Genomic DNA, 25680 nt, shown 5'->3' with positions numbered 1-25680 from the left:
GTTGCGGCGGTGGATCTCCTCACGTCGGCGTCCGGTGGGCGGCTCGACGGGTGACAATGACCGGGTGCCCGACTTCCTCAGCGGATGGCCCTTCTGGGTCGTCTTCGCCTTCCTCTACGCGGGGGCGACGCTGCGCGGACAGTCGATCTACTGGCTCGGCCGGTGGGCCACCCACCTGACGGTGAACCACACCCGCCCGACGAAGGGCTGGCAGCTGCGGGCGCACGGCTGGCTCTCCGGCGAGGGGCCGCAGCGAGGGATCGATGCCCTGCGCCGCTGGGGCCTCGTGATGGTCCCCCTCGGCTATCTCACCGTCGGTTTCCAGTCGATGATCATGGCCGGCGCCGGAATCCTGCGCATCGCCTGGTGGAAGTTCTCGCTCGCACAGATCCCCGGCTCGCTCGCGTGGGCGGCGATCTACTCGACGATCGGATTCGCCGTCTGGGGCGCCGTCATCGCCGCCGCGGCCGGATCGCCGCTCGGGATCGCGGTGATCGTCGCCGTTGTCGTCCTCCTGGTCGCGACGTTCGTCGCCCACAGGCTGCGGCGGCGGACAGCGACTCCGACGACCGGGGCGACGCTCGAGACCGAGGCCGGCACCGTGGTGAGCGCACCGGCCGCTCGGACCGAGACCACGGCCCTGGACGGCGCCGTGGCGAGCACGCCGGCCACTCGGAACCAGACCACGGACCTGGACGGTGCCGAAGCCGTGGTCGACGTCGACGAGAACGCCGCGGCCTCCTGACGCAGCCGCCCGCGCGCCTTACTCAACCTTGTGGTTGACAGCGGCCCCTGCACACCCCTAGCGTCTTCTTCAACCATACGGTTGACAAAGGAGTGCGCGTGCAGGACGACAGGCTCGACAAGGTGTTCGCGGCGCTGGCGGACCCGACCCGGCGCGAGATGGTCGCCCGGCTCGCGGACGGCGACGCCACGCTCACCGAGCTCGCCGAGCCCCACGCGGTCTCGGTCCAGGCGATCTCCAAGCACCTCAAGGTGCTCGAGGAGTCCGGACTGGTCTCGCGCACCCGTGAGGCGCAGCGCCGACCGGCCCACCTCGAGGCGGAGGTCCTCTCCCTCATGACGAAGTGGATCGAGCGCTACCGCCGAGCGGCGGAGGAACGATTCCAGCGTCTCGAGGAGGTGCTGGCTGCCATGGACGACGACACCACCCGACACGCAGCAACCACGAAGGAGCAGGCATCATGACCACGCAGATCCACCACCCCGAGACCACCATCGAGGCGAACCCCGACCTGCCGACGATCCGGATCGTCCGCGAGCTCGACTTCCCGGTCGAGAAGGTCTTCCGCGCCTACACCGACCGCGAGCTGTTCGCGCGCTGGATCGGCCCCCGCTCGCTCACCACCGAGATCGAGCACTGGGACTGCACCACCGGCGGCGCCTACCGGTACTCGAACGCGGACGGTGACGAGAGGTACCGCTTCTACGGCTCGTTCCACGAGGTGCGCAAGGACGAGCGCATCGTCCAGACGTTCACCTTCGAAGGCTTCCCGGACGGGGTCTCGCTCGAGACCGGCACGTTCGAGGACATCGGCGACGGGCGCACGCGTCTCACGCTGCTCTCGGTCGTCGACTCGATGGAGATCCGGGACGCCATGCTCGCCTCCGGCATGGAGGTCGGGGTCGTCGAGGGCTTCGAGAAGCTCGACGAGCTGCTCGCCGAGGGCGCCACGTGAGGGACGACGATGCTCCCGCGGACCTTCACCGACAGGTGGCGGCAGGCTTCTCCGCCGTGGTCGACGGCGTCGCGCCGGGCGCGTGGGATGCGCCGTCCCCGGTGGAGGGCTGGGCCGCGCGCGACGTCGTCGGGCACCTGACGACCTGGTTGCCGACCATGCTCGCCGCGTCCGGCGGTCCGGCGCTGCCGGAGGGCCCGGACGCGGACATCGACCCGGCCGGCGCGTGGCACCACCAGCGCCGGGCCGTCCAGGCGATCCTCGACGACCCGGCCTCGGCCGACCAGGTCCTGATCAACCCCAACTTCGGCGAGGTCCCGCTCCCAGGGGCGATCAGCCGGTTCTACGTCGGCGACGTCTTCATGCACACGTGGGACCTCGCTCGGGCCACCGGCCAGGAGCCCGGGCTCGACGCGGAGCTGTCGGAGTCGCTGCTCGCCGGCATGGCGCAGATGGAGGACGTCCTGCGCTCGTCGGGCCAGTACGGCCCCCCGGTGCCGGTGCCGGGCGACGCCTCCGCCCAGGACCGGCTCGTCGGGTTCATCGGACGTGACCCGGCGTGGGAGCCGCCCGCCGACCGGTAACGGATTGCCGCCGACGCTCCCGTTCGCCCACCTGGACCGTGCCGGGTCGAGCTCGACGTCGCACGGTCATGCTCGACGTCGCACGGTCGTGCTCGACGCCGCACGGTGCGTGACGCTCAGGCCGACAGCTGCTCCGGACCGTTGTGGTGCCGGCCGATCGGCACCATGAGGGGCCGCCCGGTCACCGGGTCGGGAACGATCGTCGAGCCGATCCCGAACACCGACTCGACGCACTCCGACGTGAGCACCTGCTCCGGGCTTCCGGCGGCGTGCACGCGCCCGCCGGCCACCGCCACGAGGTGGTCCGCGTAGCGGGCGGCGAGGTTGAGGTCGTGCAGCACCATGACGATCGTCGTGCCGCGCTCGAGGTTGAGGTCCGTGAGCAGGTCGAGGACCTCGACCTGGTGGGAGACGTCGAGGAACGTCGTCGGCTCGTCGAGGAGGAGCACGTCGGTCTCCTGGGCGAGCACCATGGCGATCCACGCGCGCTGACGCTGGCCGCCAGAGAGCTCGTCGACGGGGCGGTCGGCGAGCTCGACGGTCTGCGTGGCGGTGAGCGCACGGGCGACGGCCCGGTCGTCGGCCTCGCTCCAGCGCGCGAGCATGCCCTGGTGCGGGTGCCGGCCACGACCGACGAGATCGGCCACCGTGATGCCCTCGGGCGCCACGGGGGTCTGCGGGAGCAGGCCGAGGACCTGGGCGAGGCGGCGGGCGGGGATGCGGTGGACGTCCTTCCCGTCGAGCACCACCTGGCCGCGGCTGGGGGCGAGCAGCCGGGACATCGCGCGCAGGAGGGTCGACTTGCCGCAGGCGTTGGCGCCGACGATCGCGGTGATCCGCCCCGGCGGGACCGCGAGGCTGAGGTCCTCGATGACCCCGCGGTCGCGGTACCCGACCCACACGTGGTCGGCGGTGAGCTGTCGGTCGGTCACAGGGAGCCTCCGGCCCGGTCGGTGCGTGCGATGAGATATACCAAATACGGCGCCCCGAGGACGCCGGTGATGACGCCGGCGGGGAACCTCGTGCCGAACGCGTACTGCCCGGCGAGGTCGGCGACGAGCACGAGGACCGCGCCGACGAGTGCGGCAGGGACGAGCAGGGAGCGCCCCGGCCCCACCACGCGCGCCGCGATCGGGCCGGACAGGAAGGCGACGAACGCGATCGGGCCGGCCGCGGCGGTCGCGAACGCGATGAGGCCGACGGCCGCGACGACCAGGGTCAGGCGCGTGCGCTCGACCCGCACGCCCAGGGCGCGGGCCGCGTCGTCACCGAGCTGCAGGGCGGAGAGGTTGCGGCCCCGGGACAGCAGCACCGGGCCGAGGACGGCCAGGGCGATCGCCACGGGGACGACGGCGGACCACGTGGTGCCGTTGAGGCTGCCGACGAGCCAGCGCATGGCCTCCTGGAGGTCCCACTGGGCCGCGTTGTCCAGCAGGTAGCTCGTCACGGAGTCGAGCATCGCCGCCACGCCGATGCCGATGAGGACGAGCCGGGTGCCGGCCACCCCGCCGCGGTAGGACAGCAGGTAGATGAGCACCGCGATGCCGAGACCCGCAGCGACGGCCACGACCGACACCTGCCCGCCGTCGAGGTCGAGCACGATGATCGCGAAGGCTGCGGCCGCGCTCGCGCCGGCGCTGATGCCGATGATGTCCGGGCTCGCGAGCGGGTTGCGGAGCATGGTCTGGAAGGTGACGCCGCCCAGTCCCAGGCACAGGCCGGCGACGACGGCGAGGGTCGCCCGCGGCAGGCGGAGCCGTCCGACGGTGAAGCTCGCGCCCTGGACCTCCTCCCCCGTCAGCACGCGCCACACGTCGGCGGGCGGGTAGAACGTACGGCCGACCACGAGGGACGCGCACCACAGCCCGACGACGACGGCGAGCAGGACGAGCGCCACGACGAGCCCACGGCGCGCGCGACGTCGGCGTGCGGCGGCGAGCGCTGCCACGGCGTCGTCGGACGGCGGACGGGTCGGGTGGTCCGCAGAGCCGGTCCGGCGTGCGGTCCGGACCTCTGCGTTCTCGGCGAGGGCGCTCATAGCTCGCGGATCCTCGTGCGGCGGACGATGGCGATGAAGACGGGGGCGCCGACGATCGCGGTGATGATGCCGACGTCGATCTCGCCGGGGCGGGCGACGATGCGGCCGAGGACGTCCGCGGCCACGAGCAGCCCGGCCCCCGTCAGGGCGGAGAACGGCATGAGCCAGCGGTGGTCGACGCCCACGAGCAGCCGGCACAGGTGCGGGACCACGAGGCCGACGAACCCGATCGGTCCGGCGACGGCCGTCGCCGCCCCGGTGAGCACGACCGCGCCCACGGCGGCCACCAGTCGCGTGACGCCGACCCGGACGCCGAGGCCCGCCGCCACGTCGTCGCCCAGGGCGAGCGAGTTGAGGCTGCGTGCCGAGGCGAGGCACACGAGCAGGCCGACGACGAGGAACGGCAGCACCTGCGCCGTGGCCTCGTGGCTGGCCCCGCCGACGCCGCCGACCTGCCAGGAGCGGATGCTGCCGGCGATGTCGCCGCGCGGCAGGGCGACGGCGGTGATGAAGGAGGCGAGGGCCGCGGAGGTGGCCGCGCCGGCCAGGGCCAGGGTGAGCGGCGTGGCGCCGCCCCGGCCGACCGAGGCGACGACGTAGACGAACACGGCCGCGAGGCCGGCCCCCAGGATGGCGGTCCAGATCATGCCCGTCCGGGTCCACAGGCCGAACCAGGCCATGCCGACGACGACGGCGAGCGAGGCACCCATCGTCACGCCGAGGATCCCGGGGTCGGCGAGCGGGTTGCGGGTGACGCCCTGCATGGCGGCGCCCGCGACGCCGAGCGCGGCCCCGACGAGCAGGGCGAGGAAGGTGCGCGGCACGCGCGTGTAGACGGCGGCCTCGCCGATCGAGTCGGTCGAGCCCATGATCCCCGCGACGATCTCGGGCACCGTCACGCTGCGCGAGCCGATCGCGACCGACGCCATCGTCAGGACGACGACCGCGCCGAGCACGACCATGAGCCAGAGCAGGCGCGTCCGGGCCGGACGGCGGAGGACGCCGACGTCCGGCCCGGCACCGGGTGAGGAGGATGGAGTCCCCCCGGCCTCCTCGCGGGCGGGGGCCTGGGTCACTGGGACCCGGCTGCGGCCTCTGCGAGAAGCGCGACATAGTCCTCGAGGACCCAGGAGATGGACAGCGGCGTGGGGTTCGCCGCGGTGCCCATCGGGCCGGATCCGTCGAGGAAGACGATGGCACCGGACTCGACGGCCGGCATCTGCGACAGCAGGGGGTCGGCCTCGAGCGTGTCGACGAGCTCCTGGTCGCCGTAGGTGACGATGAGCTCGACGTCCTCGAACATGTCGACCTGCTCGGCGCTGATCGAGCCGGAGAACTCACCGGAGGCGGAGGCCTCCTCGACCGCGGCCGGCGTGCTCAGGCCCAGGTCCTCGAAGAAGGCGGCGCGGGTGTCGTTGGCCGTGTAGAAGTTCACGGTGCTGAGGTCGGAGACGTCGACGTGCGTCATGAACATGGTCGAGACGCCCTCGAGCTCGGGGTGCGCGGCGACGGTCTCGTCGATCTCGCCCTGGAGCTCGGTGATGAGCTCCTCGCCCTCCTCGACCATGCCGAGGCCCGCGGCGTTGTAGGTGATGACGTCCTGCCAGGAGGTGCCCCACGCGGTCTCGGGGTAGGCCACGACGGGCGCGATCTCGGTGAGCGTGTCGTAGTCCTCCTGCGTGAGCCCGGAGTAGGCGGCGAGGATGACGTCCGGCTGGGTGTCGGCGACGGCCTCGAAGTCGATGCCGTCGGTCTCGTCGAACAGGACGGGCGGCTCGGCGCCGAGGGTCTCGAGCTCCTCCTCGACCCAGGGCAGCATGCCGTTGCCGTCGTCGTCGCCGAAGTCCGCGGAGGCCATCCCGACGGGCACGACGCCGAGGGCGAGCGGCACCTCGTGGTTCGCCCAGTTGACGGTGGCCACGCGCTCGGGGACCTCCTCGATCACGGTGGTGCCGAAGGCGTGCTCGATCTCGATCGGCAGCTCGGCGCCGGAGATACCAGTGGCGCCCGCATCGCCGGAGTCGTCCGCGGCGTCGTCGCCGCCGTCGCCGGACGCGCTCTCGGAGCCGGACTCGGCGTCGTCGGAGGCGGACTCCGAGCCGGACTCTTCGTCGCCCACCGCCGGCCGGTCATCACTCTCTTCTGTCGTCGGCTCGCCCGTCGCGTCGTCGGAGGACTCGTCGGAGCCGCCGCAGGCGGCGAGGGTCAGTACCGCGACCGTGGCAGCAGCAAGGACGCGGAATCGGTGGTGACGCAAGTGGACCAGCTCTCGTTCGGGGCGGGCGCGGTGCCTGACGACGCCACGCCCGCGCATTACGCTAGGTTTGCGTGTCGAAAAGTTACCGACGCACAGTAGATCAGGCAAGCCTTACCTGCGTGATCCACCCCATAGGCGGGGGGCCGAGCCGGCGATTCACTCGGCCCGGTCCTGCGCTCGGAATCCCACAGCCCGGGCGCCCATGCTCCCCGAACGATTGTCAGCCGCCGGGCCGGGCCGCCGCGTCGACCGCCCCGCCCCACCGCCGGTCGCGGCGCGCATACTCCTCCACGACGCGCCACAGCGAGCGTCGGTCGACGTCGGGCCAGGCCTCGTCGGTGAAGACGAGCTCGGCGTAGGCGGACTGCCACAGCAGGAAGTTGCTCGTCCGCTGCTCCCCGCCGGTGCGCCACAGGAGGTCGACGTCCGGGACGTCGGGCTCGTCGAGATAGCGGGCCAGGGTCCGCTCGGTCACCCGATCGGGGTTGACCCGCCCCGCCGCGACGTCCCGGGCGAGGCCCGCGGCGGCGTCCGCGAGCTCGGCGCGGCCACCGTAGTTGACGCACATCGTCAGCGTCGCGGTGGTGTTGCGTCGGGTCATCTCCTCGGCGGTCTCGAGCTCGCGGATCACCGAGCCCCACAGTCGCGGCCGGCGTCCGGCCCACCGCACCCGCACGCCCCAGGAGTGCATCTCGTCGCGTCGCCTGCGGATGACGTCCCGGTTGAAGCCCATGAGATAGCGGACCTCGGCGGGCGAGCGCTTCCAGTTCTCTGTGGAGAACGCGTAGGCACTGATGTGGGTCACGCCGATCTCGATCGCACCCGCCACGACGTCGAGGAGCGACGCCTCCCCCGCCGCGTGCCCCTCGGTCCTGGGCAGCCCGCGGGCGTTCGCCCACCGGCCGTTGCCGTCCATGATGACCGCGACGTGCGCGGGCACGAGCTCGCGCGGAATCGCGGGCGGACGGGCACCGGACGGGTGCGACGGCGGCGGGACGGGCGAGGTCATGCGCGCTCCACGAACGGCAGGGAGCGCAGCCGGCGCTCGAGGTGGTACTGCAGGTGGGCGGCGACCAGGCCGGACGCCTCGGTGCGGTGGCGTGACACGGAGGCGTCGGCGACGGGCCAGTCGCCGGAGAGCAGGGCACCGAGCAGGGTCATCGTCTCCTCCGCGGGCGAGGCCGACCCAGGGGGCCGGCACGAGGAGCACATCGCACCGCCCATCTGCGTGGACCAGGCGCGGTGCGGCCCCTCGGTCCCGCAGCGGGCGCAGTCGTAGCAGCTGGGGGCCCACCCGGCGACCGCCAACGAGCGCAGCAGGTAGGAGTCGAGGACGAGGGTTGCCGCGTGCCGGCGCATGCTCATCGCGTGCAGGGCGCCGACGAGCAGGATGTACTGCTGCGGCGCCGGGACCTCCTCCGCCTGCGTGAGCTGGGTCGCGGTCTCGACCATCACGGTCGCGGACGTGAACAACGAGTAGTCGGCGGCGAGCGAGCGCCCGTAGGGAGCGATCGTCTCGACCTGCGTGACCGTGTCGAGGTTGCGGCCGCGGTGCAGCTGGACGTCGACGACCGTGAACGGCTCGAGCCGCGCGCCGAACCGCGAGCTCGTGCGCCGCACGCCCTTCGCGACGGCGCGCACCAGGCCGTGCTCGCGCGAGAGCATGGTGACGATGCGGTCCGCCTCCGACAGGTCGTGGGAGCGCAGGACCACCGCCTCGTCCCGGTAGAGCCTCACCGGTCCATTCTCCCCCCTCGGCCCGACATACCGGAGGACCACCACGGCACGCACCGCGCGTATCGATCACGCGAGGTGCATGGCTGGGGGTATGGCGCGTACAACGTTCGACCTGGACGACGACCTGATCGCTGAGGTCATGCGCAGGTACGACGTGCGGACCAAGAGTGAGGCGGTCGATCTGGCACTTCGCCGGCTCGTCGGACCGGTGATGAGCCGCACGGAGATGCTGTCGCTCGAAGGAACCGGCCGGGAACGTGACCTCCGGCCGATGCGGACCGACCGCGTGGCTCGTCAGTGATTCTGGTGCTGCGTGCAGGGTCGCCACGATCGGCGCCCCTGCACGCGGCACCGCGAGTCAGGCGGTGTGCCCACCCAGCTCCCGCACGTCCGCCACGATCGGCGACACCTCCGTGATGCCGCCGTCGACCGGGATCACGTGGCCGTTGACGAGCGCGGCCTCGTCGGAGGAGAGGAACACGACGACGTCGGCGATGTTCTGGGGTTCCGCGCCGCTCGTAGAGACCATGTGACGGAGATAGACGTCGGCGAACTCCTGCGAGGCGTACTGCTTGTTGTTACGCGTGTTGACGAAGGCAGGCGCGATCGCGTTGCAGCGGATCCCCTGCTTCCCGTACTGCACGGCCACCTGCTTCGTGAAGTGGATGACCGACGCCTTCGACATGCCGTACGCGCTCAGCGACGACTCGCCCGCCATACTGGACACGGACGCCATGTTGACGATGCTGCCCGCGCCCTGGTCGAGCATCGTCGGGAGCCCGTGCTTGGTCACGAGGAACATGCCGACCAGGTTCGCGCGGAACGTCTCCAAGAGGACATCGGGGTCGAGGCTCGAGATGTCCGCGTCGTTCGCCGTCAGGTCGAGGCCCGCGGCGCGGATCTCGGACTCGACGAGCAGCGAACGCTCCGCACGACCGACCGCCCACCCGGGTCGCACCTCCCGACGCCCGGACGCAGGATGGAGGAGGACCACCGAACGACGGCCACGAGAGGCGGCACCTCATGACCGAGACCATCGCCGGTATCGAGATCCCCGACAGCACGATGACGAAGGACGCCACCCAGCTCGTCCGCGACGTCGCCACTCCCGTCGTCTACCACCACTGCCGACGCGTGTTCCTCTTCGGCTCCCTGCGCGCCCAGGACCAGGGACTGAACCACGACCCCGAGCTGCTGTACGTCGGGGCCATGTTTCACGACCTCGGCCTCACCGAGACCTACCGCCGGACGGATCAGCGCTTCGAGATCGACGCCGCCGACGAGGCCCGCCGCTTCCTTCGCGGGTACGGCGTCGACGGCGAGGCCGCGGACCGGGTATGGACAGCCATCGCGCTGCACACCACCCCGGAGATCCCCCTGCACATGGCTCCCGAGATCGCGCTGGTCACCCGCGGTGTCGAGCTCGACGTCCTGGGTGTCGGCTACGACGCGATCACCGACGAGCAACGCGCGGCCGTCGTGGCGGCCCACCCGCGCCCGGACTTCAAGAACCAGATCCTGGCCGCGTTCACCGAGGGGCTCCAGGACCGGCCGGAGACCACGTTCGGGAACGTCAAGGCCGACGTGCTCGCCCACTGCCTGCCCGGTTTCGAGCGGATCGACTTCGTGGAGACCATCCGCGGCTCCGCCTGGCCCGAGTGACCGCGATCCGGCCCTGACGATCGAGCAGCCGCCGGTCGAGGAGCGCGCTCACCGACGCTCCGCCAGTTCGACCGTGTAGCGGCGTTCGATGTGGGCCGTGGCTCGGCCCCACTCGCTCGCCGCCGCACGCTCCTGATGGCCGGCGAACCCGGCCTCGTCGGCGAACAGCTCGACGACCTGCCAGACGAGTGGATCGCTGGTCGGGCGTACCTCGAACGAGAGGCAGGCGGGCTCGGACCGGGTGAGCGCCGTGTGCCCGGGCAGGTACCGCTGCACGAGCTCCGCCTCACCGGCGGACGCGCACACCAGCAGACCGCTCAGGCGCACCTGCGCCGTTCCACGCACCCGTTCCGTTCCGCTCACACCGTCGCGATCCCCCCGCCCGGCTCCGCCCGGACACTCGCGTGCGCCCCGTCCCCGCCCCGTCAGCGCGGCTCGCCGTCGACCGGGACTCCGCCCGTCACCCCGCGTGCCGCGCGGTTGACCGCGGAGATGATCGCCTGGAAGGAGGCGGTCATCGTCGACGGGTCCACGCCGACGCCCCACACCACCTGGTCGCTCGTCTCGACCTCGAGGTAGGCCGCCGCCATCGCATCGCCGCCCGCGGACAGGGCGTGCTCGGCGTAGTCGAGGACCTCGACCCCGACGTCGATGGTCGCCAGTGCGTGGACGAACGCGTCGATGGGGCCGTTGCCGCGGCCGGAGAGCAGCCGCTCCTCCCCACCGTCGTCGAGGACGACCGTGAGGTCGGCGTCCCCGCCCTCCCCGTGGGAGGTCAGCGAGGTGCTGCGGAGCGTGTAGCGGCCCCACGGCGCCAGGCCGTCGGTGGTGGTGTAGGGCAGGTACTCGTCGACGAAGATCGACCACAGCCGCTCGGCGTCGATCTCGCCGCCGTAGGCGTCCGTGTGCTTCTGGACGATGCCGGCGAGCTCGATCTGCAGGCGCCGAGGCAGGTCGAGGCTCCGCGTGGAGTGCAGCAGGTAGGCGACGCCGCCCTTGCCGGACTGGCTGTTCACTCGTACGACGGCCTCGTAGGTGCGGCCGACGTCCTTGGGGTCGATCGGCAGGTAGGGCAGGTCCCATACGACGTCGGCGTCCGCGCCGCCGGCCTCGGCGACCTTGCTCTCCCGGACCTGGAATCCCTTCTTGATGGCGTCCTGGTGCGAGCCGGAGAACGAGGTGTAGACGAGGTCGCCGCCGTAGGGGTGGCGGGCGTGCACGTCCATCTGGGTGCAGCGCTCGACCGTGCGTCGGACCTCGTCGATGTCGGACAGGTCGATCATCGGGTCCACGCCCTGGGAGTACAGGTTCATCGCGAGCGTGACGAGGTCGACGTTGCCGGTGCGCTCGCCCTGGCCGAACAGACAGCCCTCGACCCGGTCGGCGCCGGCGAGCATGGCGAGCTCGGCGGCGGCCACGCCCGAGCCGCGGTCGTTGTGCGGGTGCACGGACAGTGCCACGTGCTGACGGTGGGACAGGTGCCGGCTCATCCACTCGATCTGGTCGGCGTAGACGTTGGGCGTGGCCCGCTCGACGGTCGCCGGCAGGTTGAGGATGATCTCCCGGCCGTCCTCGGGCTGCCAGACACCCATGACGGCCTCGCTCACCTCGAGCGCGAAGTCGAGCTCGGTGTCGACGAAGATCTCCGGGCTGTACTGGTAGCCGAACACGGTCTCCTCCCCGAGCACCTTCTCCGCGTGGGCGAGGACCTCGCGGGTCCCGTCGACGGCGAGCTCGCGCGTCCCCTCGCGGCCGGAGCGGAAGACGACGTCGCGGAACACCGGGGCGGTCGCGTTGTACAGGTGCACGGTGGCCCGCGGGAACCCGACGAGCGACTCGACCGTGCGGTGGATGAGCTCGGGCCGCGCCTGGGTGAGCACGGAGACGGTGACGTCCTCCGGCACGGCGTCGTCGTCGACGAGTGAGCGGACGAAGTCGAAGTCGGCCCGCGAGGCGGCGGGGAAGCCGATCTCGATCTCCTTGTAGCCGAGACGGACGAGCAGGTCGAACATCTCGCGCTTCTTCTCGGGGCTCATCGGCTCGATGAGGGCCTGGTTGCCGTCGCGCAGGTCGGTCGAGAGCCACCGGGGAGCGACCGTGACCTGCTTGTCGGGCCAGGTGCGGTCCGGGAGGTGGACCGGATTCGTCTCGGCGAACGGCCGGTACTTGGTCACCGGCATGCCGGAGGGGCGCTGGAGGTTCGTGGTGCCGCGGGTCTTCATCGTCTGGGTCTCCTCGTCTGGGTCACGTGCGGCCAGCACGACGTCTCCCGCGACGAGGAGCCGGCCTCAGGAGGCCTCGCCGCGGCAGATAAGGAGCAGGAGCCCGGTGCGCACGGTCGTCACCCTACTCCTTCGGACGGCCGGTGGTCGGCGCGTACCGGTGCCGCGCGGATGCGTGCCGGCGCCACACGGATGTGCACCGGCACCGCGCACCCGGCCGCGAGGGGTCGCTCGGCGGGTCCCGCTCCCCTGGCCTGTCGGCCCGTCCGCCCATAGCCTGGCGGGCATGCCTTCGGAGTTCTCCCCGTCCGCGCGTGGCCCCTGGGGCCCGCTCACCGTGACGGTCGGCGCCGTCGCCGCCGGTGCGGTGGCCGCCTGCGGGGCCGCGGCCGCCTACCTGCAGCAGCGCGGGATCGTCAGCCGCCAGGTCCCGGTGCACCGCGAGTACTGGGCGCGGCGCACGCACGAGGTGCGCGCCTCCGCCGTGCCGCACGCCTTCCACCTCGTGGTCGTCGGCGACTCCGCGGCCCAGGGCGTCGGCGTCCCGGACCCGGAGCACGGCTGGGTCGCCCGGGTCGAACGACGCCTCGCCGAGGTGCTCGACCGGGCCGTGGTGACGACCAACCTGTCGGTCTCCGGCGCGACGACGACGAACCTCATCGACGACCAGCTCCCCCTGCTCGAGGGTCTCGAGCGTGAGCCGGACCTCGTGATCTGCGAGATCGGTGCCAACGACGTCGCGCGTCGCCAGATCTCGATGCCCGGCCTCGGCGAGCGGATGGAGACGATCGCCGACGCTCTCCCGCGCGGCAGCGTCATCGCCGAGGTGCCCAGCTACGGGTACGGCCCACACGAGATGTGGGTGCGCCGCGCCAACACCGCGATCCGGGAGACGGCCGAGGCCCACGACCTCCACGTCGCGCCGCTGCACGCGGCCACGCGCCCGCTGTGGCCGAGGATCGTCTTCACGCACATGGCGCAGGACCTGTTCCACCCGAACGCCGCCGGCTACGAGGTGTGGGCGGACGCCCTGTGGGAGGGCGTCGCGGAAGCGCTGCACGACCGTGGGCTGGTCGGCGCGGACCGGCTCCGGCACGACGCCGAGGAGCGTGCGCGGGCGCTGTCGGCCTGACCGCGCACAGCCGACCGCCACCGACCGCCACCACCGGTGCCGGGTCGTCTCCCACGGCCCCGACTCAGCGCCGCTCGAGCACCCCGCGGACGAACGCCGCCTGGCCGGCGTGCTCGAGGCAGTCGTCGATGACGCTGACGAGCCGCACGCCCATGGTGGTCGGCGGGTCCCAGCTCTCGTCGACGACCGTGCCCAGGTCCGCCTCGGTGAGCCCGCGGACGCACCGGAGCGTCTGCTCGTGCACGGCGTCGTGGTAGGCGAGCACGAGGTCGGCGTCGAAGCCGACGACCTTCGCGACGTCGTCAGCGGAGTGCCCGTAGCCGATCCCGGACACGTCCAGGCCGAAGCGGTCCGCCCAACCGCCGCTCGTCCACAGCTCGTCGACGCCGAACGCGCCGGCGACGTGGTCGTCCTGCACGCGCGTGAGGTGCCACAGGAGCCAGCCGATCGAGTTGGCGCCGGGGTCGAGGCGGGCCTCGAGCTGCTCGCGGGTCAGCCCCTCCCCCGCCCGGTGGACGGAGCCCGACACCCGTGAGAACGCGTCGAGCAGGAGATCGTGGACGGCGGCCATCAGCTTCCTCCCAGGTCGTTGTCGGCGAGCCACTCGGTCGCGATGGTCGCGGAGTCGAGCTGCTCGTCGACGCTGCGGGCGTTGAGCTCGATGAGCTCCTCGGTGGTGAGCACCTCGCTCACCGGGTCGAGCACCTCGCCGAGCTCGCCGGCGAGGTCGTCGGTCACGAGCGGGACGACGTTCTGCGCGAGGATCATGTCCTCGGGGTCCTCGAGCGTGACGAAGTCGCCGGACGCGAGGTCGGGGTCCGCGGTGTAGATGTCGCCCATCGTGATCGTTCCGTCGAGGATCGCCCCCTTGGTGAGCGGGCCGCCGCTGTCGCCGATCGCGACGAACTCGACGTCGACGCCGTAGAGCTCGGCGAGCCCGTCGGGCCCGTAGGGGCGGCTCTCGAGCTCGGCGTTGCCGCCGATCGTGATCTCGCCGTCGTGGTCCGCGAGGTCGGCGAGGCTCGTGATGCCGTGCTCCTCGGAGAACTCGGTGGTGACGTTGTAGGAGTCCGCATCCTCGGCGTCGGCGTACTCGAGCACGGCCATGCCGTCCGGGAGCGCGTCGGCGAGCTCGGCGGCGACGTCCCCGCTGGACCGCGCCTCGGTGTCCGGCGCGTAGAACTGCAGCAGGTTGCCCGTGTACTCGGGCAGGACGTCGACCTCGTCGTTCTCCATGGCCTGGAGGTAGACGTCGCGCTGCCCGATCTGGAACTGCCGCTCGACCTCGTAGCCCGCCTCCTCGAGGACCTGGGCGTAGATCTCGGCGACGATCTCGTTGGAGTAGTAGGCCTGCGAGCCGACGACGACGCTCCCGCCGGAGTCGTCGGAGCCCGACTCCGCCCCGTCACCGCCCGAGCCGGAGGTCTCGTCCTCCCCCTCGTCGAACGGGTCGTCCGACCCGCACGCGGTGAGCGCGACCGCGGCGACGAGGGACAGTGCCGCGGCGCGGCGGGTCGAGGAACGCATCAGGTACGTCCTTCCGTCGGGGATGTGGCCCCCAGTGTGCCTCGGCCTCCGCTCACCCGCAGCGCGAGCCGGGCGAGGAGCGAGAACACACCGTCGACGGCGAGGGCGAGGGCGACGATCGCGATCGCCGCGCCCAGCATCTCGTCGTAGCGCTGCAGCGAGATGCCCCGCTGGATGTAGATGCCCAGCCCGCCGAGCCCGACGTAGGCCGCCAGGACCGCGGTGGCCACGATCTGCAGGGCGGCGCTGCGCATCCCGCCGACCAGCAGCGGGAGGCCGAGCGGCGCCTCGACCCGGGTGAGGACCTGCCAGCGGGTCATGCCCTGGGCGCGGGCGGAGTCGACGACGGCGTGGTCGACGTTCTCCACCCCCGCGTAGGCGCCCGCGAGCACGGAGGGGACGCCGAGGACGACGAGGACCGCCGTCGCGGCGAGGGCGGCGTCGCCGACGCCGACGAGCAGCGTGAGGACGGTGAGCAGGCCGAGCGAGGGAAGCGCGCGGCCGGCCCCGGACAGGGCGACGACGAGCTGCCTGCCCCGGCCGGTGTGCCCGACCAGGTAGCCGAGCGGGACGGCGACGACCGTCGCGATCGCGAGCGCGAGCAGCGTGAGGACCAGGTGCTCGCCGAACCGCTCGGGCAGCGACCCGGAGCCGGACCACTGCTCGGGCGCGGCCAGCCAGGCGAAGGCGTCGGCGAACAGGTTCATGCGCCCACCTCGGCCGGCCGGTGGGCGTCCGGGCCGATGCCCCCGCCGGCGCCCCGCTCGTCCTCGCGGCCCGCCCCCTTCGGCAGCCGGAGCGCGCGTCGCACCGAGCCGCCCCGGGCACCTCCCGACCGGTGCCACGGCATGAGCAGGCGACCGAGCACGACGAGCACGAGGTCGAAGAGCAGGGCGACGACGACGGTCGCCACGATGCCCGCGACGATCGAGGCGACGATCCCGCGCTGAAGTCCGTCCATGAACAGGTCGCCGAGGCTGCGGATGCCCACCAGGACGCCGACGGTCACCATGCTCACGGTGCTCACGGACACCACGCGCAGCCCGGCCAGCAGCACGGGACCGGCCAGCGGCAGCTCGACCGACCAGAAGCGCCCCGCGGTCGAGAACCCCTGGGCGGTCGCTGCGGAGCGCACGGCGGGATCGACGGCGTCGAGCGCGTCCGTCACGGAGCGGGTCATGAGGGCGACGGCGTAGATCGTCATGGCGATGACGACGTTGAGCTCGCTGAGGAACCCGATGCCGAGGACCGGCGGCAGCAGGACGAACAGGGCCAGCGACGGGATCGTGTAGAGCAGCCCGACGGCGGCGAGCACCGCACCGCGTGCGGCCGGGTAGCGCCACGCGAGGACGCCCGGCGGGAGCGAGAGGAGGAGTCCCGCCACCACGGGGATCACGCACAGGAGCGCGTGCTGCAGGGACAGATCGACGATGAGGTCGATGTTCGCGGCGACCCAGGTCATCCGGCGCTGCCGTCCTGCACCGCACCGTCGTCCAGCACCCCGGCGGGGCGGCCCTCGGCGTCGACGACGAGGCGCCGCCCCCCGCGGTGTTCGATCCGCAGCGCGCGCCTGCCCCGGTCCGCCCCGATGAACGAGGCGACGAAGTCGTCGGCGGGCTCGGCCAGCAGGTCGGCCGGGCTGCCCTGCTGCACGATGCGCCCGCCGTCGGCGAGGATCACCACGTGGTCGCCGAGGCGGAAGGCCTCGTCGATGTCGTGGGTGACGAGGACGATCGTCTTGGCGAGCGTGCTCTGCAGCCGCAGGAGCTCGTCCTGCAGCTCGGTGCGGACGATCGGGTCGACCGCCGCGAACGGCTCGTCCATGAGCAGGATGTTCGGGTCCGTCGCGAGCGCCCGGGCCACGCCGACGCGCTGCTGCTGGCCGCCGGAGAGCTGCGCCGGGTAGCGGCCCGCGAGGGTCCGGTCGAGCCCGACGGTGTCCATGAGCTCGAGCCCTCTCGCGGACGCGGCCGCCCTCGGGGTGCCGGTGAGCCGCAGGACCGTGGTGACGTTGTCGAGCACGCGTCGGTGCGGGAGCAGGCCGGCGCTCTGCATGACGTAGCCGATGCTGCGGCGCAGGGGCACGGGCGACCGGGTCGCGACGTCGGTGCCGTCGATCGAGACGGTGCCCGACGTCGGCTCGACCATCCGGTTGATCATCCGCAGGATCGTCGTCTTGCCGCACCCCGACGAGCCGACCAGGACGGTGATCTCGCGGGGGCGGATCACGAGGTCGAGGTCGTCGACGGCCCGGGTACCGCCCGGGAAGGCCTTGCCGACCGACCGGAACTCAATCATCGCGGCGGCTTCGTGCGTGTGTCATCTCCCGAGCGTAGGCTCGTGACCACCTCCCCGTCCCGACGAAGCGAGGGCCCCGTGTCCGATCCGCACCGGTCAGAGCAGCACCCGTCACCGTCGACGGCCCCCGACCCTCCCGCGGCCGGGCCGCACGGAGCCGGGGAGCACCCGGGCCTGGACGACCACGCCGACACGTGGGACGTCGTCGTGCTCGGCGCCGGCCCGGTCGGTGAGAACGTCGCCGACCAGGCCGTGCGGGGCGGGTTGTCCGCGGTGGTCGTCGAGGCCGAGCTCGTCGGCGGCGAGTGCTCGTACTGGGCGTGCATGCCCTCGAAGGCGCTGCTGCGCAGCGGGGAGGCGCGCCGGGCCGCCCTGGCCGTCGACGGTGCGCGGCAGGCCGTCACCGGAGGGCTGGACGTCGAGGCCGTCCTGCGGCGGCGGACCTCCTTCACGTCCGACTGGGACGACGCCGGGCAGGTCGACTGGCTGCGCTCCGCCGGCATCGACCTCGTGCGCGGCCGCGGGCGGCTCAGCGGCGTGCGGGAGGTGACGGTCGCGGCGCCGGGCGGCGAGGAGCGCGTCCTGCGCGCCCGGCACGCCGTCGCGCTCGCCACGGGCTCACGCCCGCACGTCCCGGACGTGCCGGGCCTGGCGGCGGCGCGGCCGTGGACCAACCGCGAGGCGGTGTCGGCGCAGGAGGTCCCGGGCAGTCTCGTCGTCGTCGGCGGGGGCGTCGTCGGTTGCGAGCTGGCGGTGGCATTCACGGACCTGGGGGCCGAGGTGACGGTCCTCGCGCGCTCCGGCCTGCTCGGCGGCTACGAGCCGTTCGCCGGTGAGGCCGTGGCCGAGTCCCTCGCGGAGCTCGGGGCAGACGTCCGCACCGGGGTCTCGGCGACCGAGGTGAGCCGCGGGTCCGACGGCGTCACGGTCCGGTGCGACGACGGGCGGACCGTGACCGCGGAGCAGATCCTCGTGGCGACCGGGCGCGAGCCGCAGCCGGACCTGGGTCTCGACGTCGCCGGCCTGCCCGAGGGCTGGGTGGAGGTCGACAGCACCCTCCGCGCCCTGGGTCCGGACGGCGACCCGCTGGCGTGGCTGTACGCCGTGGGGGACGCCAACCACCGCAGCCCGCTCACCCACCAGGGCAAGTATCAGGCCCGTGCGGCGGGCGCGGCGATCGTCGCTCGCGCGGCGGGCGTCGCGGTGGAGGACGAGCCCTGGGGCCTGCACGCCGCGACGGCGGACGACGCCGCCACACCGCAGGTGGTGTTCACCGACCCCCAGGTGGCGAGCGTGGGCCGGACGGCGGCGCAGGCCGAGCGGGACGGGGTCCCCGTGCGCGTGGTGGACCAGGACCTCGGCGCGGTCGCGGGCGCCGCGCTGCACGCCGACGACTACGCCGGCCGGGTGCGGATGGTCGTCGACGAGGAGCGAGAGGTGATCGTCGGCATGACGTTCGTCGGTCCCGACGTCGCCGAGCTGTTGCACGCCGCCACGATCGCGGTGGTCGCCGAGGTGCCGCTGGACCGGCTGTGGCACGCCGTGCCCGCCTACCCGACGATGAGCGAGGTCTGGCTCCGGCTGCTCGAGGCCTGGTGAGACGACGGACCGGCGGTCAGCGCAGGATCGTCTGCCCGGCCTCGTCCTCGTCCTCCGACCACGGGTCGTCCCACTCCAGGAGCGACTCGCCGACGCGCAGCGCGGCACCCTCGGGCACCACGACCTCGCGCCACGGCTCGAGCCTGCTCACCGACCCGTCCTCGGCCACGTAGAAGGTGCCGTTCGTGGAGGCCCGGTCGATCGCGTGGAGGCCCGCGCCCGTGAGACGGACCGACAGGTGCGTCTTGGACATCGACGGGTCCGGGACCACCATGAGGTTGTCGACGAGCTCCCCCGCCCGCGGCTCCGGGTCGCGGCCGACGAGCGTGATCCCGCCGTCGAGGAGGTAGCCGCCGACGCGCACGTCCGGCACCTCCTCCCACTCCCCCGTCTCCCGCCACGCCGGCGCGGAGTGCGCGCCGAGCGCGGCGTGGGTGCCCGTGGTGCGCGGGCCGGGCTCGGCGGTGACCGGCGCTGCGTCGGGGCTGACCGCGCCGGGCGGGGTCGCCGCGCGCGGCTCGCCCATCGGGCCACCGACCGGAGGGCCCGGGTACGGGTGGCCATGACCGTGCCCGTCGTAGGACGCGGCGGCGTGCGCGCCGGACGGCGAAGGGTCCTGCGCGCCGTGGCGGGCGGGGGCGTGCGAGTCGCTGCCCGGCGGGGTGACGTGCGGCTGCGGGACGTAGCCTCCCGCGGGCGGCCACCCGGTGCCGGAGCCCGGGCCGCCGTGCTCCGCCGGGCCGCGGCCCGGTGCGCCGTAGCCGTCCGCGCCGTAGCCAGGTGCGTAGCCGTGCCCGTGGTCACCGGGCCCGCCGTACCCAGGTGCATAGCCGTGCCCGTGGTCACCAGGCCCGCCGTACCCGGGCGCGTAGCCGTGCCCGTGGTCACCGGGCCCGCCGTGATGGCGCTCCCCGTGGCCCTCGACGCCCGAGACCGGCGGCGCCAGCACGGGCGCGTCGTCCGACCACCGGTCCCCGGCACGGTCCTCGCGGCCGGAATCCCCGGCCCCGGTCACGTCGATGCCCGCGCGGCGCAGGGTCCACACACGGGCGCCCTGACCGCCCGGACCGAGGCCGCCGTTGCGAGCCACGGTGAGCCGCCATGCGCCCAGTCCTGCCGCGACGGCGAGCCACCAGCAGGCCACCGCGCGCACCAGCGCGGCCACCATGACACCGAGGATGGCCTCGTTGGCGTAGGGGCGCGTCTGCTCGACGACCGGACCGATCGCCATCGCCGTGGCTGCCACGGTCGCGAGGATCGCCAGCCCCGCCCCGACCTGGCGCAGCCGCACCGGGCCGGGAGGCAGCAGCCGGCCGACCTCCTCGACCGCCTGGTGCTGCCGCGCGGTGAGCGGCCCGGCGCGCCGTTGGCGCCGGCCGTCCTCGGTCACCACGGTCGGGAGGACCGCCCAGGCGAGCGTGCCGGCGATCGCCGGGTTCCCGGCCCGCATGAGCAGGATCGCCAGGACCGCGGCGGCCAGGACGAGGACGATCCCGACGATCACGAGGACCGGTGCCTGGAGCGGGCCCCACGGCTCTCCGGCGATTCCCGGGCGCAGCATGAGGCTCCCGACGACGGCGAGCGCCAGCGCGAGAAGCCCACCGAGCGCGCGCGGGACCGACGTGGCGGCCGGGTACAGGTCTCGCAGCGCCGTCTGGCGCTGCATGAGGACCGAGCTGAAGGTGGCCCAGTCGCGCCGGACGGCGGACGGGTGGGCGGCACGGCGGACCGCCGACGTGGAACCAGGCATGGGATCAGTGTGCACCGACCTGCCCGCGTGCACGGTCAGGGCCTGGACCCCGGCTGCCGCCGGCCGCGACGCCGGCGCAGCGAGCGCGTGGACAGCCGCGAGCGCCACCAGCGCCGACGCCCCGCCGCCGCGCGCATGCGCTCGAGGGTCTCGTCGACCTCCGCCCACAGCTTCTCGACGTCGCGGTCGTCCGGCTCGCGGTACCCGAAGGCCTGTGCGTCCGTCCGCCTGGCCAGCCCGCGAAGGTCGACGCCGCTGAGGTCGATCGGGTTGGCAACCGCGGACCCGTCGCCGGCCGCGCTCCCGGGTGCTGCGTCGCCGTCCGGTGCGGTCTCGCCGCCGCCCGGGGCGGTCGACCCCGGGGGGCGCACCCGGTCGGGGTCCTCCCCGCCGCGACGTCGCGCGCTGCGTCCGGCGTCCGCGACGGGCCGCCCCGTGCCCCAGGCCGCTCCCCCGGGACCGGTGGCGGTCCGCCCGACGCTCGACGTCGCACCTGCGCCTCCCGCACCGGCGCCGCCTGCTCCCGCCGCGGCAGCGCCCGGGCCGGTCGAGCCGGCGGGACCGACTCCACCCGACCCCCCGAGCGAGCGCTCGACGGCTCCGGCCGCGACGGAGCGAGTGGCGCCACCGGGCACGAGGGCACCGAGGTCGCGGGTGACGTCGACGATCTCGGACCACCCCCCGACCGCGCGGTGCGTGGTCGTGCCGCGGGTGCGACGGCGCCTGCGCCGCGTGGCCTTCCACGCGAGGATGACGACGACGGGCGCGAGCAGCAGGAGCAGCAGGCCACCACCCGCGGCGGCCACGATCACCCAGACGATCGACAGCCGGCTCTCCCGCTCGTCGGGCTCCTCGCGCACGTCGACGTCCTGACGGGCGGCGGGCGGGGCGTCGGGCGGCTCGAGCACGGGCGGCGGCGGCTGGAGGACCTGCGGCTGGGGCTGCTCCTGCGGCTCGAGGTTCTGCTCCTGCCAGATGCGGTCCTCGTCCGGCGTGGGGAAGAAGGGCACCCAGCCGTACTGCTCGAACGGCACCTCGACCCAGGCCGTGACGTCCTCGCCGGCGACCTGGATCGCGCCCGTCCCGTTCGGCACCTCGAAGCCGATGACCACGCGCGCGGGGATCTGCATCGAGCGCAGCATGAGCGCCATGAGTGCGGCGTACTGCTCCTGGTCGCCGACCATCGCCGGCCCGGTGAGCATGGCGTCGAGCCGCGCGGCGCCGTGGCCCGCCAGCGACGGAGTGTCCCCCTCGAGCCCGTGGCTGAAGTAGCCCTGCCTGAGGCCGGACTCGACGGCCTGGATGCGGGCGAGCGTCGTCGTCGCGTCGGCGGCGAGGATCGAGGCCTCGGTGGCGATCGAGTCGGGCACCGTCACGGGCGGCAGCGCCCGGTCGTCGACGGGCGCGGCCGAGAGCGCGCCCAGGTCCGGCCGCTCGACCGGGGCCGCCAGGAGCGTGTACCGGTCCCCCGGGCGCAGCCCGGCCTCGACGAGCCCGACGCCGGCGACCGGGTTGACGTACAGCGACCGCGCGAGATCGGTCGAGCGCTCGGAGGTGAACGTGACGTCGGAGATCCGGCCCGTGACCGGCACCCACACGTCGCGGTACTCCCCGATCGTCACGTCGATCTCCTCGGCGCCCGGCAGGTCCTGCTCGACGGCGGCGCCGATGCGCTGGAACTCGCCCGTGCCGGCCTCGCCTCCGGGGGCGACCGTGAAGGCGGTGCCGTCGTAGGAGTCCATCGCGGCGAGCCGCACGAGCTCCCCGGTCTCGAGCCCGTCGACGGTGAGGACGGTGTCGGTGAGGTGGTCCTTGAGGTAGGCGCGGAACCCGGCGAGCGGGCTCGGGTAGTCGCGCAGGTCGGGCGGCGGCGCCACGTGGTCGCGGACGACGGTGCGCCGGTCCTCGTCCTGCCAGAGCAGGCCGGTGGCCCCGCCGGCGACGAGGGCGACGACGAGCAGCACGGAGGTGGCGACCGGCCGCTCGGTGTGCAGCCGGTTCGACCGGCGGGACGCCCACACGAGCGCGACGGCGGCGAACGCGAGCCCGACCGGGACCGCGAGCCCGGTGTCCCGGGTGCCGAGCAGGACGCTGCCGGGGAGCACGCCCATCGGCACGAGCGCGGCGAGCGTGGGCCGCCGGGTGCGTTGCGCGATCGTCATCGCGAGCGCCGAGCCGACCACGCCGACCACGAGCGGGACCGTGAGGACGGCCCCGGTCGCGCCGACGGGCGCGAGGATCGTCACCAGGTCCTTCCAGGAGGTGACGACGCCCTGGCCGACGGCCCCGATGCTCGCCGGGGTGGGCAGCCAGCCGACGAGTGCCTCCACCGGCGCGGCCACCCCGGTGAGGAGCACGAGGGCCAGCAGCACGGCGAGGAGCGTGACGAGCGCGCCCCAGCGCCGCCACGCGGACAGCAGGGCGATCCCGGACCCGGCGGCGACGGCCAGGAGCGCGAGCACGACGAACCGGCCGACCCCGTAGGCGGGCCAGAGCGGCGCGAGCGCGAGCAGCATGAGCAGCGGGACCGCGACGGCGTCCCATACGCGCATCCGGGCCCGACGCCGAAGTGCCGCACGGGTCGGTGCGTCGCCCCGGTAGGCGAGCGCCTCGCTGGCCTCCCGGGTCCGACGGCCCTCCTCGAGGGCGGAGCGGGCGTTCACAGCGCCGCCATGTGCAGCCCGCGGGTGAGCTCGTCGAGGTGGGGCACGGTGACGACCGTGACCGGCCCGACGGCGGCCACGCTCGGCTCGACGTAGGGGTCGGCGCGCACGGCGAGGGCCCGCATGCCGACGGGCAGCACGGAGCCGGCGGCCCGGATGTCCCGCAGCGGCACGGGCGAGCCGCACACGAGGACGGCGAGCGTGGCACGCGCGTGGGACAGGGCGATCTCGCGGGCCATGTCGACGACCTCGGTGCGGGTCGGCGTCATCGTCAGCCGGGTCAGGGCGTCGAGGAGCGCGCGCGGCGACACCGTCGGCAGCGGGGTGCCCGTGGTGAGGACGGTGAGCTCCTTGTCCTCGGTGATCGCCTGGAGCCCGAGCGAGCCGACGGTGGACACGACGGTCTCGAACTCGTCGGGCTCGTCGTAGTCGGCGGCCGAGGTGCTCAGGGCCACCACCACGTGGCTGCGCCGGGACTCCTCGAACTGGCGGACCATGAGCGTGCCGGTGCGGGCGGAGGTGCGCCAGTGGATGTAGCGCCGGTCGTCGCCCGGGGCGTACTCCCGCAGCGCGTGGAACGACAGGTCGGACTCGGTGAGCTCGGCGGTGGGGCGCCCCTCGAGGTCGTGCAGGAGTCCCGCCGACGCCGGCGCGAGGCGGACGGTGCGCGGGTGGACGTACATCTCGAGGACCTCGGTCCACGTGCGCGCGGAGCGCACGAGGCCCAGCGGGTCGCCGCGGACGGTGCGGGCCGGGCCGATGTCGACCACCGAGCGCCGCTGCGTGGGCACGGCGAGGAGCTCCTCGACGGAGTCCCGCGCGGCGAGCCCGGGCAGCGGGATGGCGACCTGGCCGGGGCCGACGGGGATCTCCAGGCGCGCCGCCGAGGTGGAGCGCGCGCCGGTGTTGGTGACGATGACGCCGGCCAGCGCCCGGTCCCCCACCGTGACGCGGCGGTCCGAGAGCCGCAGGTCCACCGAGTAGCTCTGCCGTCCCACGGTGAAGGCGACCGCGACGGCGAACAGCGCCAGCAGCGCCACCCCGCCGGCCATCGCCTCGCCCCAGCCGAGCACGAGGGCGACGACGAGACCGGCCAGGCCCATGCCGAGCGCCGTCCAGCCGAGCGCGGAGACGCCGCCGAGGACGCGAGCGACCTCCCGGCGCGGGCCGATGGTGCGCTCGAGCGCCGTCGTCAGCCCGGGGATCGCACCCACCCGGGCGCGGGCGGACGTGCGCCAGCGGCCGGTGGTCGACCCGCCGGAGGTCATCGACCCGATCGAGTACGGCGAGTGGGCCGAACCGGGCGAGGGACCGGTGGGCGGCGATCCGGTGTGCGGGGAGGCCGCGGAGCCGGGACGTTCGGCGGGGTCGTGGACGACCGCGTGCCGCTCGACCGCCTCCGGGACGTCGGGGCGGGAGTCGTTCACGAGCGGTCGTGGTCCCCGGCGACCTGTCGGTGGGCGGGCGGCTCGACCTGCTCGAGGACCGTGCCGAGCGCGCCGGCGGCCGTCGCCCCGTCGAACTGGGCCTCGGCCTCCATCACCATGCGGTGACCGAGCACGGGCTCCGCGAGCTCGCGGACGTCGTCGGGCAGGACGTAGCCCCGGCCCTGGGAGGCGGCCCAGGTCTTGGCGCAGCGCACGAGCGCGAGCGCGCCGCGCACGGAGACGCCGACCTCGACGCCGGGGGCCGTCCGGGTCGCGGTGACGAGTCGGGAGATGTAGTCCGCGATCGCGGGGTCGACGTGGACCCGGCCGGACATCCGCACCATCTCGGTGACGACCTCGGCGGTGACGACGGCGCGCAGCTCGGCGGCCCGGTCGCGCACCGAGGCGCCCGTGAGGATGGCGACGGTCGAGTCGTGGTCCGGGTAGCCCACGGACGTCTTGATGAGGAAACGGTCGAGCTGGGCCTCGGGCAGGGCGTACGTGCCGGCCTGCTCGATGGGGTTCTGGGTGGCGAGCACGATGAACGGGTCGCCGACCTCGTGGGTGCGGCCCTCGGCGGTCACGCGGCCCTCCTCCATGACCTCCAGGAGTGCCGACTGGGTCTTCGGGGAGGCGCGGTTGATCTCGTCCGCGAGGACGACGTTGGCGAAGATCGGTCCCGGGTGGAACTCGAAGGTCTTCTTCTCCTGGTCGTAGATCGACACGCCCGTGACGTCGGACGGGAGGAGGTCGGGCGTGAACTGGATGCGCGAGCTCGTGGCCCGCAGCGTCTGGGCCAGCGAGCGGGCGAGCTGGGTCTTGCCCGTGCCCGGGTAGTCCTCGAGCAGGACGTGGCCGCCGGCCAGCAACGCGGTGACGACGAGCCGGACGACGCCGGTCTTGCCGACCACGGCCCGGCCGACGTTGTCGACGACGCGGTCGAACGTGCTCGCGTACCAGGCGGCCTGCTCCTCGGAGAGCTGCTCGAGGGTGACGGCGGTCATGGGGTCCTCTCGGTGGTGCGGGGAAGGGACGGACGGGGCGGCGGGCGGGTCAGCGGGTGGCGATGCGGGACGACCCGCGG

26 protein-coding genes are annotated in these 25680 nt (G+C 73.7%); 8 read left to right on the top strand and 18 right to left on the bottom strand.

The window, feature by feature from the left end:
* Nucleotides 1–64 precede the first annotated feature (64 nt).
* The 4 genes from ACZLKG_RS05520 (at nt 65) to ACZLKG_RS05505 (ending at nt 2284) form a co-directional block, all read left to right on the top strand.
* Nucleotides 65–745, top strand: a complete 681-nt coding sequence (locus ACZLKG_RS05520) for a DedA family protein (protein ID WP_425709036.1) — start codon at nt 65–67, stop codon at nt 743–745.
* Between the two features lie 98 nt (nt 746–843).
* Nucleotides 844–1209 carry an ArsR/SmtB family transcription factor gene (locus tag ACZLKG_RS05515; RefSeq protein WP_425709037.1) on the top strand — a complete coding sequence of 122 codons (366 nt, stop codon included), beginning with the start codon at nt 844–846 and terminating at the stop codon, nt 1207–1209.
* Entirely contained in the window at nt 1206–1700 is a 495-nt protein-coding gene (locus tag ACZLKG_RS05510) for an SRPBCC family protein (protein ID WP_425709038.1), read from the top strand. The genes ACZLKG_RS05515 and ACZLKG_RS05510 overlap by 4 nt, the downstream gene beginning before the upstream one ends.
* Nucleotides 1697–2284: a TIGR03086 family metal-binding protein gene (locus ACZLKG_RS05505; RefSeq protein ID WP_425709039.1), complete on the top strand. Its 588-nt coding sequence runs from the start codon at nt 1697–1699 to the stop codon at nt 2282–2284. Before ACZLKG_RS05510 ends, ACZLKG_RS05505 begins: the two co-directional genes overlap by 4 nt.
* 116 nt (nt 2285–2400) lie before the next feature.
* On the opposite strand, the gene ACZLKG_RS05500 is transcribed toward ACZLKG_RS05505, so the two are convergent.
* The 6 genes from ACZLKG_RS05500 to recO all read right to left on the bottom strand — a co-directional run bounded on the left by ACZLKG_RS05500 (nt 2401) and on the right by recO (nt 8316).
* On the bottom strand, nt 2401–3216 hold the full coding sequence (locus ACZLKG_RS05500; RefSeq protein WP_425709040.1) for an ABC transporter ATP-binding protein: 816 nt from the start codon (nt 3214–3216) through the stop codon (nt 2401–2403).
* Nucleotides 3213–4322 carry a FecCD family ABC transporter permease gene (locus ACZLKG_RS05495; RefSeq protein WP_425709041.1) on the bottom strand — a complete coding sequence of 370 codons (1110 nt, stop codon included), beginning with the start codon at nt 4320–4322 and terminating at the stop codon, nt 3213–3215. Before ACZLKG_RS05495 ends, ACZLKG_RS05500 begins: the two co-directional genes overlap by 4 nt.
* The gene (locus ACZLKG_RS05490) at nt 4319–5284 is read right to left on the bottom strand and encodes a FecCD family ABC transporter permease (RefSeq protein ID WP_463648218.1); all 966 of its coding nucleotides are present in this window, start codon (nt 5282–5284) and stop codon (nt 4319–4321) included. The genes ACZLKG_RS05495 and ACZLKG_RS05490 overlap by 4 nt, the downstream gene beginning before the upstream one ends.
* A 110-nt stretch (nt 5285–5394) precedes the next feature.
* Nucleotides 5395–6579, bottom strand: a complete 1185-nt coding sequence (locus ACZLKG_RS05485) for an iron-siderophore ABC transporter substrate-binding protein (protein WP_425709042.1) — start codon at nt 6577–6579, stop codon at nt 5395–5397.
* A gap of 220 nt (nt 6580–6799) precedes the next feature.
* Nucleotides 6800–7588 carry an isoprenyl transferase gene (locus ACZLKG_RS05480; RefSeq protein WP_425709043.1) on the bottom strand — a complete coding sequence of 263 codons (789 nt, stop codon included), beginning with the start codon at nt 7586–7588 and terminating at the stop codon, nt 6800–6802.
* Complete coding sequence (gene recO, locus ACZLKG_RS05475; protein WP_425709044.1) at nt 7585–8316, bottom strand: DNA repair protein RecO; 732 nt, start codon at nt 8314–8316, stop codon at nt 7585–7587. The genes ACZLKG_RS05480 and recO overlap by 4 nt, the downstream gene beginning before the upstream one ends.
* Before the next feature lie 91 nt (nt 8317–8407).
* On the opposite strand from recO, the gene ACZLKG_RS05470 reads away from it, so the two are divergent.
* On the top strand, nt 8408–8617 hold the full coding sequence (locus ACZLKG_RS05470) for a type II toxin-antitoxin system VapB family antitoxin (RefSeq protein ID WP_425709045.1): 210 nt from the start codon (nt 8408–8410) through the stop codon (nt 8615–8617).
* A 57-nt stretch (nt 8618–8674) separates the two neighbouring features.
* Here ACZLKG_RS05470 and ACZLKG_RS05465 read toward each other — a convergent pair whose 3' ends face one another.
* On the bottom strand, nt 8675–9274 hold the full coding sequence (locus ACZLKG_RS05465) for an SDR family NAD(P)-dependent oxidoreductase (RefSeq protein WP_463648187.1): 600 nt from the start codon (nt 9272–9274) through the stop codon (nt 8675–8677).
* A 65-nt stretch (nt 9275–9339) separates the two neighbouring features.
* On the opposite strand from ACZLKG_RS05465, the gene ACZLKG_RS05460 reads away from it, so the two are divergent.
* Nucleotides 9340–9978 (top strand): HD domain-containing protein, encoded by a 639-nt coding sequence (locus ACZLKG_RS05460; protein WP_463648186.1) that lies wholly within the window; start codon nt 9340–9342, stop codon nt 9976–9978.
* A 48-nt stretch (nt 9979–10026) separates the two neighbouring features.
* Here the strand turns inward: ACZLKG_RS05460 and ACZLKG_RS05455 are convergent, their stop codons facing one another.
* Nucleotides 10027–10341: a putative quinol monooxygenase gene (locus ACZLKG_RS05455; RefSeq protein WP_463648185.1), complete on the bottom strand. Its 315-nt coding sequence runs from the start codon at nt 10339–10341 to the stop codon at nt 10027–10029.
* Between the two features lie 62 nt (nt 10342–10403).
* Nucleotides 10404–12200, bottom strand: coding sequence for a 2-isopropylmalate synthase (gene leuA / locus ACZLKG_RS05450; RefSeq protein WP_463648184.1), 1797 nt, complete (start codon nt 12198–12200; stop codon nt 10404–10406).
* 286 nt (nt 12201–12486) lie between these two features.
* Here leuA and ACZLKG_RS05445 point away from each other — a divergent pair, with 286 nt between their 5' ends.
* Complete coding sequence (locus ACZLKG_RS05445; RefSeq protein WP_463648183.1) at nt 12487–13332, top strand: SGNH/GDSL hydrolase family protein; 846 nt, start codon at nt 12487–12489, stop codon at nt 13330–13332.
* A gap of 64 nt (nt 13333–13396) precedes the next feature.
* On the opposite strand, the gene ACZLKG_RS05440 is transcribed toward ACZLKG_RS05445, so the two are convergent.
* Genes ACZLKG_RS05440 through ACZLKG_RS05420 form a run of 5 tightly spaced genes read right to left on the bottom strand, consistent with a single transcriptional unit; the run spans nt 13397 to nt 17157 of the window.
* Entirely contained in the window at nt 13397–13903 is a 507-nt protein-coding gene (locus ACZLKG_RS05440) for a mycothiol transferase (RefSeq protein WP_425709051.1), read from the bottom strand.
* A complete protein-coding gene (locus tag ACZLKG_RS05435) occupies nt 13903–14859 on the bottom strand; it encodes an ABC transporter substrate-binding protein (RefSeq protein WP_463648182.1) in 957 nt (318 codons plus the stop codon). The genes ACZLKG_RS05440 and ACZLKG_RS05435 overlap by 1 nt, the downstream gene beginning before the upstream one ends.
* Entirely contained in the window at nt 14859–15566 is a 708-nt protein-coding gene (locus ACZLKG_RS05430; protein WP_463648181.1) for an ABC transporter permease, read from the bottom strand. Before ACZLKG_RS05430 ends, ACZLKG_RS05435 begins: the two co-directional genes overlap by 1 nt.
* On the bottom strand, nt 15563–16321 hold the full coding sequence (locus ACZLKG_RS05425) for an ABC transporter permease (RefSeq protein ID WP_463648180.1): 759 nt from the start codon (nt 16319–16321) through the stop codon (nt 15563–15565). The genes ACZLKG_RS05430 and ACZLKG_RS05425 overlap by 4 nt, the downstream gene beginning before the upstream one ends.
* A complete protein-coding gene (locus ACZLKG_RS05420) occupies nt 16318–17157 on the bottom strand; it encodes an ABC transporter ATP-binding protein (protein ID WP_463648179.1) in 840 nt (279 codons plus the stop codon). The genes ACZLKG_RS05425 and ACZLKG_RS05420 overlap by 4 nt, the downstream gene beginning before the upstream one ends.
* Before the next feature lie 174 nt (nt 17158–17331).
* Between ACZLKG_RS05420 and ACZLKG_RS05415 the strand changes: the two genes are divergently transcribed.
* Nucleotides 17332–18756: a dihydrolipoyl dehydrogenase family protein gene (locus ACZLKG_RS05415; RefSeq protein ID WP_463648217.1), complete on the top strand. Its 1425-nt coding sequence runs from the start codon at nt 17332–17334 to the stop codon at nt 18754–18756.
* Between the two features lie 16 nt (nt 18757–18772).
* Here ACZLKG_RS05415 and ACZLKG_RS05410 read toward each other — a convergent pair whose 3' ends face one another.
* The 4 genes from ACZLKG_RS05410 to ACZLKG_RS05395 are packed head-to-tail and all read right to left on the bottom strand — an operon-like array spanning nt 18773 to nt 25600.
* The gene (locus tag ACZLKG_RS05410) at nt 18773–20506 is read right to left on the bottom strand and encodes an FHA domain-containing protein (RefSeq protein ID WP_463648178.1); all 1734 of its coding nucleotides are present in this window, start codon (nt 20504–20506) and stop codon (nt 18773–18775) included.
* Nucleotides 20507–20541: 35 nt separating this feature from the next.
* Nucleotides 20542–23169: a transglutaminase-like domain-containing protein gene (locus ACZLKG_RS05405; RefSeq protein ID WP_463648177.1), complete on the bottom strand. Its 2628-nt coding sequence runs from the start codon at nt 23167–23169 to the stop codon at nt 20542–20544.
* Complete coding sequence (locus tag ACZLKG_RS05400; protein ID WP_463648176.1) at nt 23166–24596, bottom strand: DUF58 domain-containing protein; 1431 nt, start codon at nt 24594–24596, stop codon at nt 23166–23168. The genes ACZLKG_RS05405 and ACZLKG_RS05400 overlap by 4 nt, the downstream gene beginning before the upstream one ends.
* Nucleotides 24593–25600 carry an AAA family ATPase gene (locus tag ACZLKG_RS05395; RefSeq protein WP_425709059.1) on the bottom strand — a complete coding sequence of 336 codons (1008 nt, stop codon included), beginning with the start codon at nt 25598–25600 and terminating at the stop codon, nt 24593–24595. The genes ACZLKG_RS05400 and ACZLKG_RS05395 overlap by 4 nt, the downstream gene beginning before the upstream one ends.
* Nucleotides 25601–25680 lie beyond the last annotated feature (80 nt).

It is taken from the genome of Georgenia sp. Z2081, assembly GCF_055326445.1.
The sequence above is the reverse complement of the archived record's forward strand: the minus strand, read 5'-3'. Positions and strand labels throughout refer to the sequence as shown.

Coding starts and splice junctions, on each gene's coding strand:
- ACZLKG_RS05490 (WP_463648218.1), bottom strand. CDS start 5,284: ATGGTCGTGCTCGGCGCGGTCGTCGTCCTGACGATGGCGTCGGTCGCG.
- ACZLKG_RS05425 (WP_463648180.1), bottom strand. CDS start 16,321: ATGACCTGGGTCGCCGCGAACATCGACCTCATCGTCGATCTGTCCCTG.
- ACZLKG_RS05435 (WP_463648182.1), bottom strand. CDS start 14,859: ATGCGTTCCTCGACCCGCCGCGCCGCGGCACTGTCCCTCGTCGCCGCG.
- ACZLKG_RS05430 (WP_463648181.1), bottom strand. CDS start 15,566: ATGAACCTGTTCGCCGACGCCTTCGCCTGGCTGGCCGCGCCCGAGCAG.
- ACZLKG_RS05410 (WP_463648178.1), bottom strand. CDS start 20,506: ATGCCTGGTTCCACGTCGGCGGTCCGCCGTGCCGCCCACCCGTCCGCC.
- ACZLKG_RS05480 (WP_425709043.1), bottom strand. CDS start 7,588: ATGACCTCGCCCGTCCCGCCGCCGTCGCACCCGTCCGGTGCCCGTCCG.
- leuA (WP_463648184.1), bottom strand. CDS start 12,200: ATGAAGACCCGCGGCACCACGAACCTCCAGCGCCCCTCCGGCATGCCG.
- ACZLKG_RS05495 (WP_425709041.1), bottom strand. CDS start 4,322: ATGAGCGCCCTCGCCGAGAACGCAGAGGTCCGGACCGCACGCCGGACC.
- ACZLKG_RS05440 (WP_425709051.1), bottom strand. CDS start 13,903: ATGGCCGCCGTCCACGATCTCCTGCTCGACGCGTTCTCACGGGTGTCG.
- ACZLKG_RS05510 (WP_425709038.1), top strand. CDS start 1,206: ATGACCACGCAGATCCACCACCCCGAGACCACCATCGAGGCGAACCCC.
- ACZLKG_RS05460 (WP_463648186.1), top strand. CDS start 9,340: ATGACCGAGACCATCGCCGGTATCGAGATCCCCGACAGCACGATGACG.
- ACZLKG_RS05420 (WP_463648179.1), bottom strand. CDS start 17,157: ATGATTGAGTTCCGGTCGGTCGGCAAGGCCTTCCCGGGCGGTACCCGG.
- ACZLKG_RS05470 (WP_425709045.1), top strand. CDS start 8,408: ATGGCGCGTACAACGTTCGACCTGGACGACGACCTGATCGCTGAGGTC.
- ACZLKG_RS05445 (WP_463648183.1), top strand. CDS start 12,487: ATGCCTTCGGAGTTCTCCCCGTCCGCGCGTGGCCCCTGGGGCCCGCTC.
- ACZLKG_RS05395 (WP_425709059.1), bottom strand. CDS start 25,600: ATGACCGCCGTCACCCTCGAGCAGCTCTCCGAGGAGCAGGCCGCCTGG.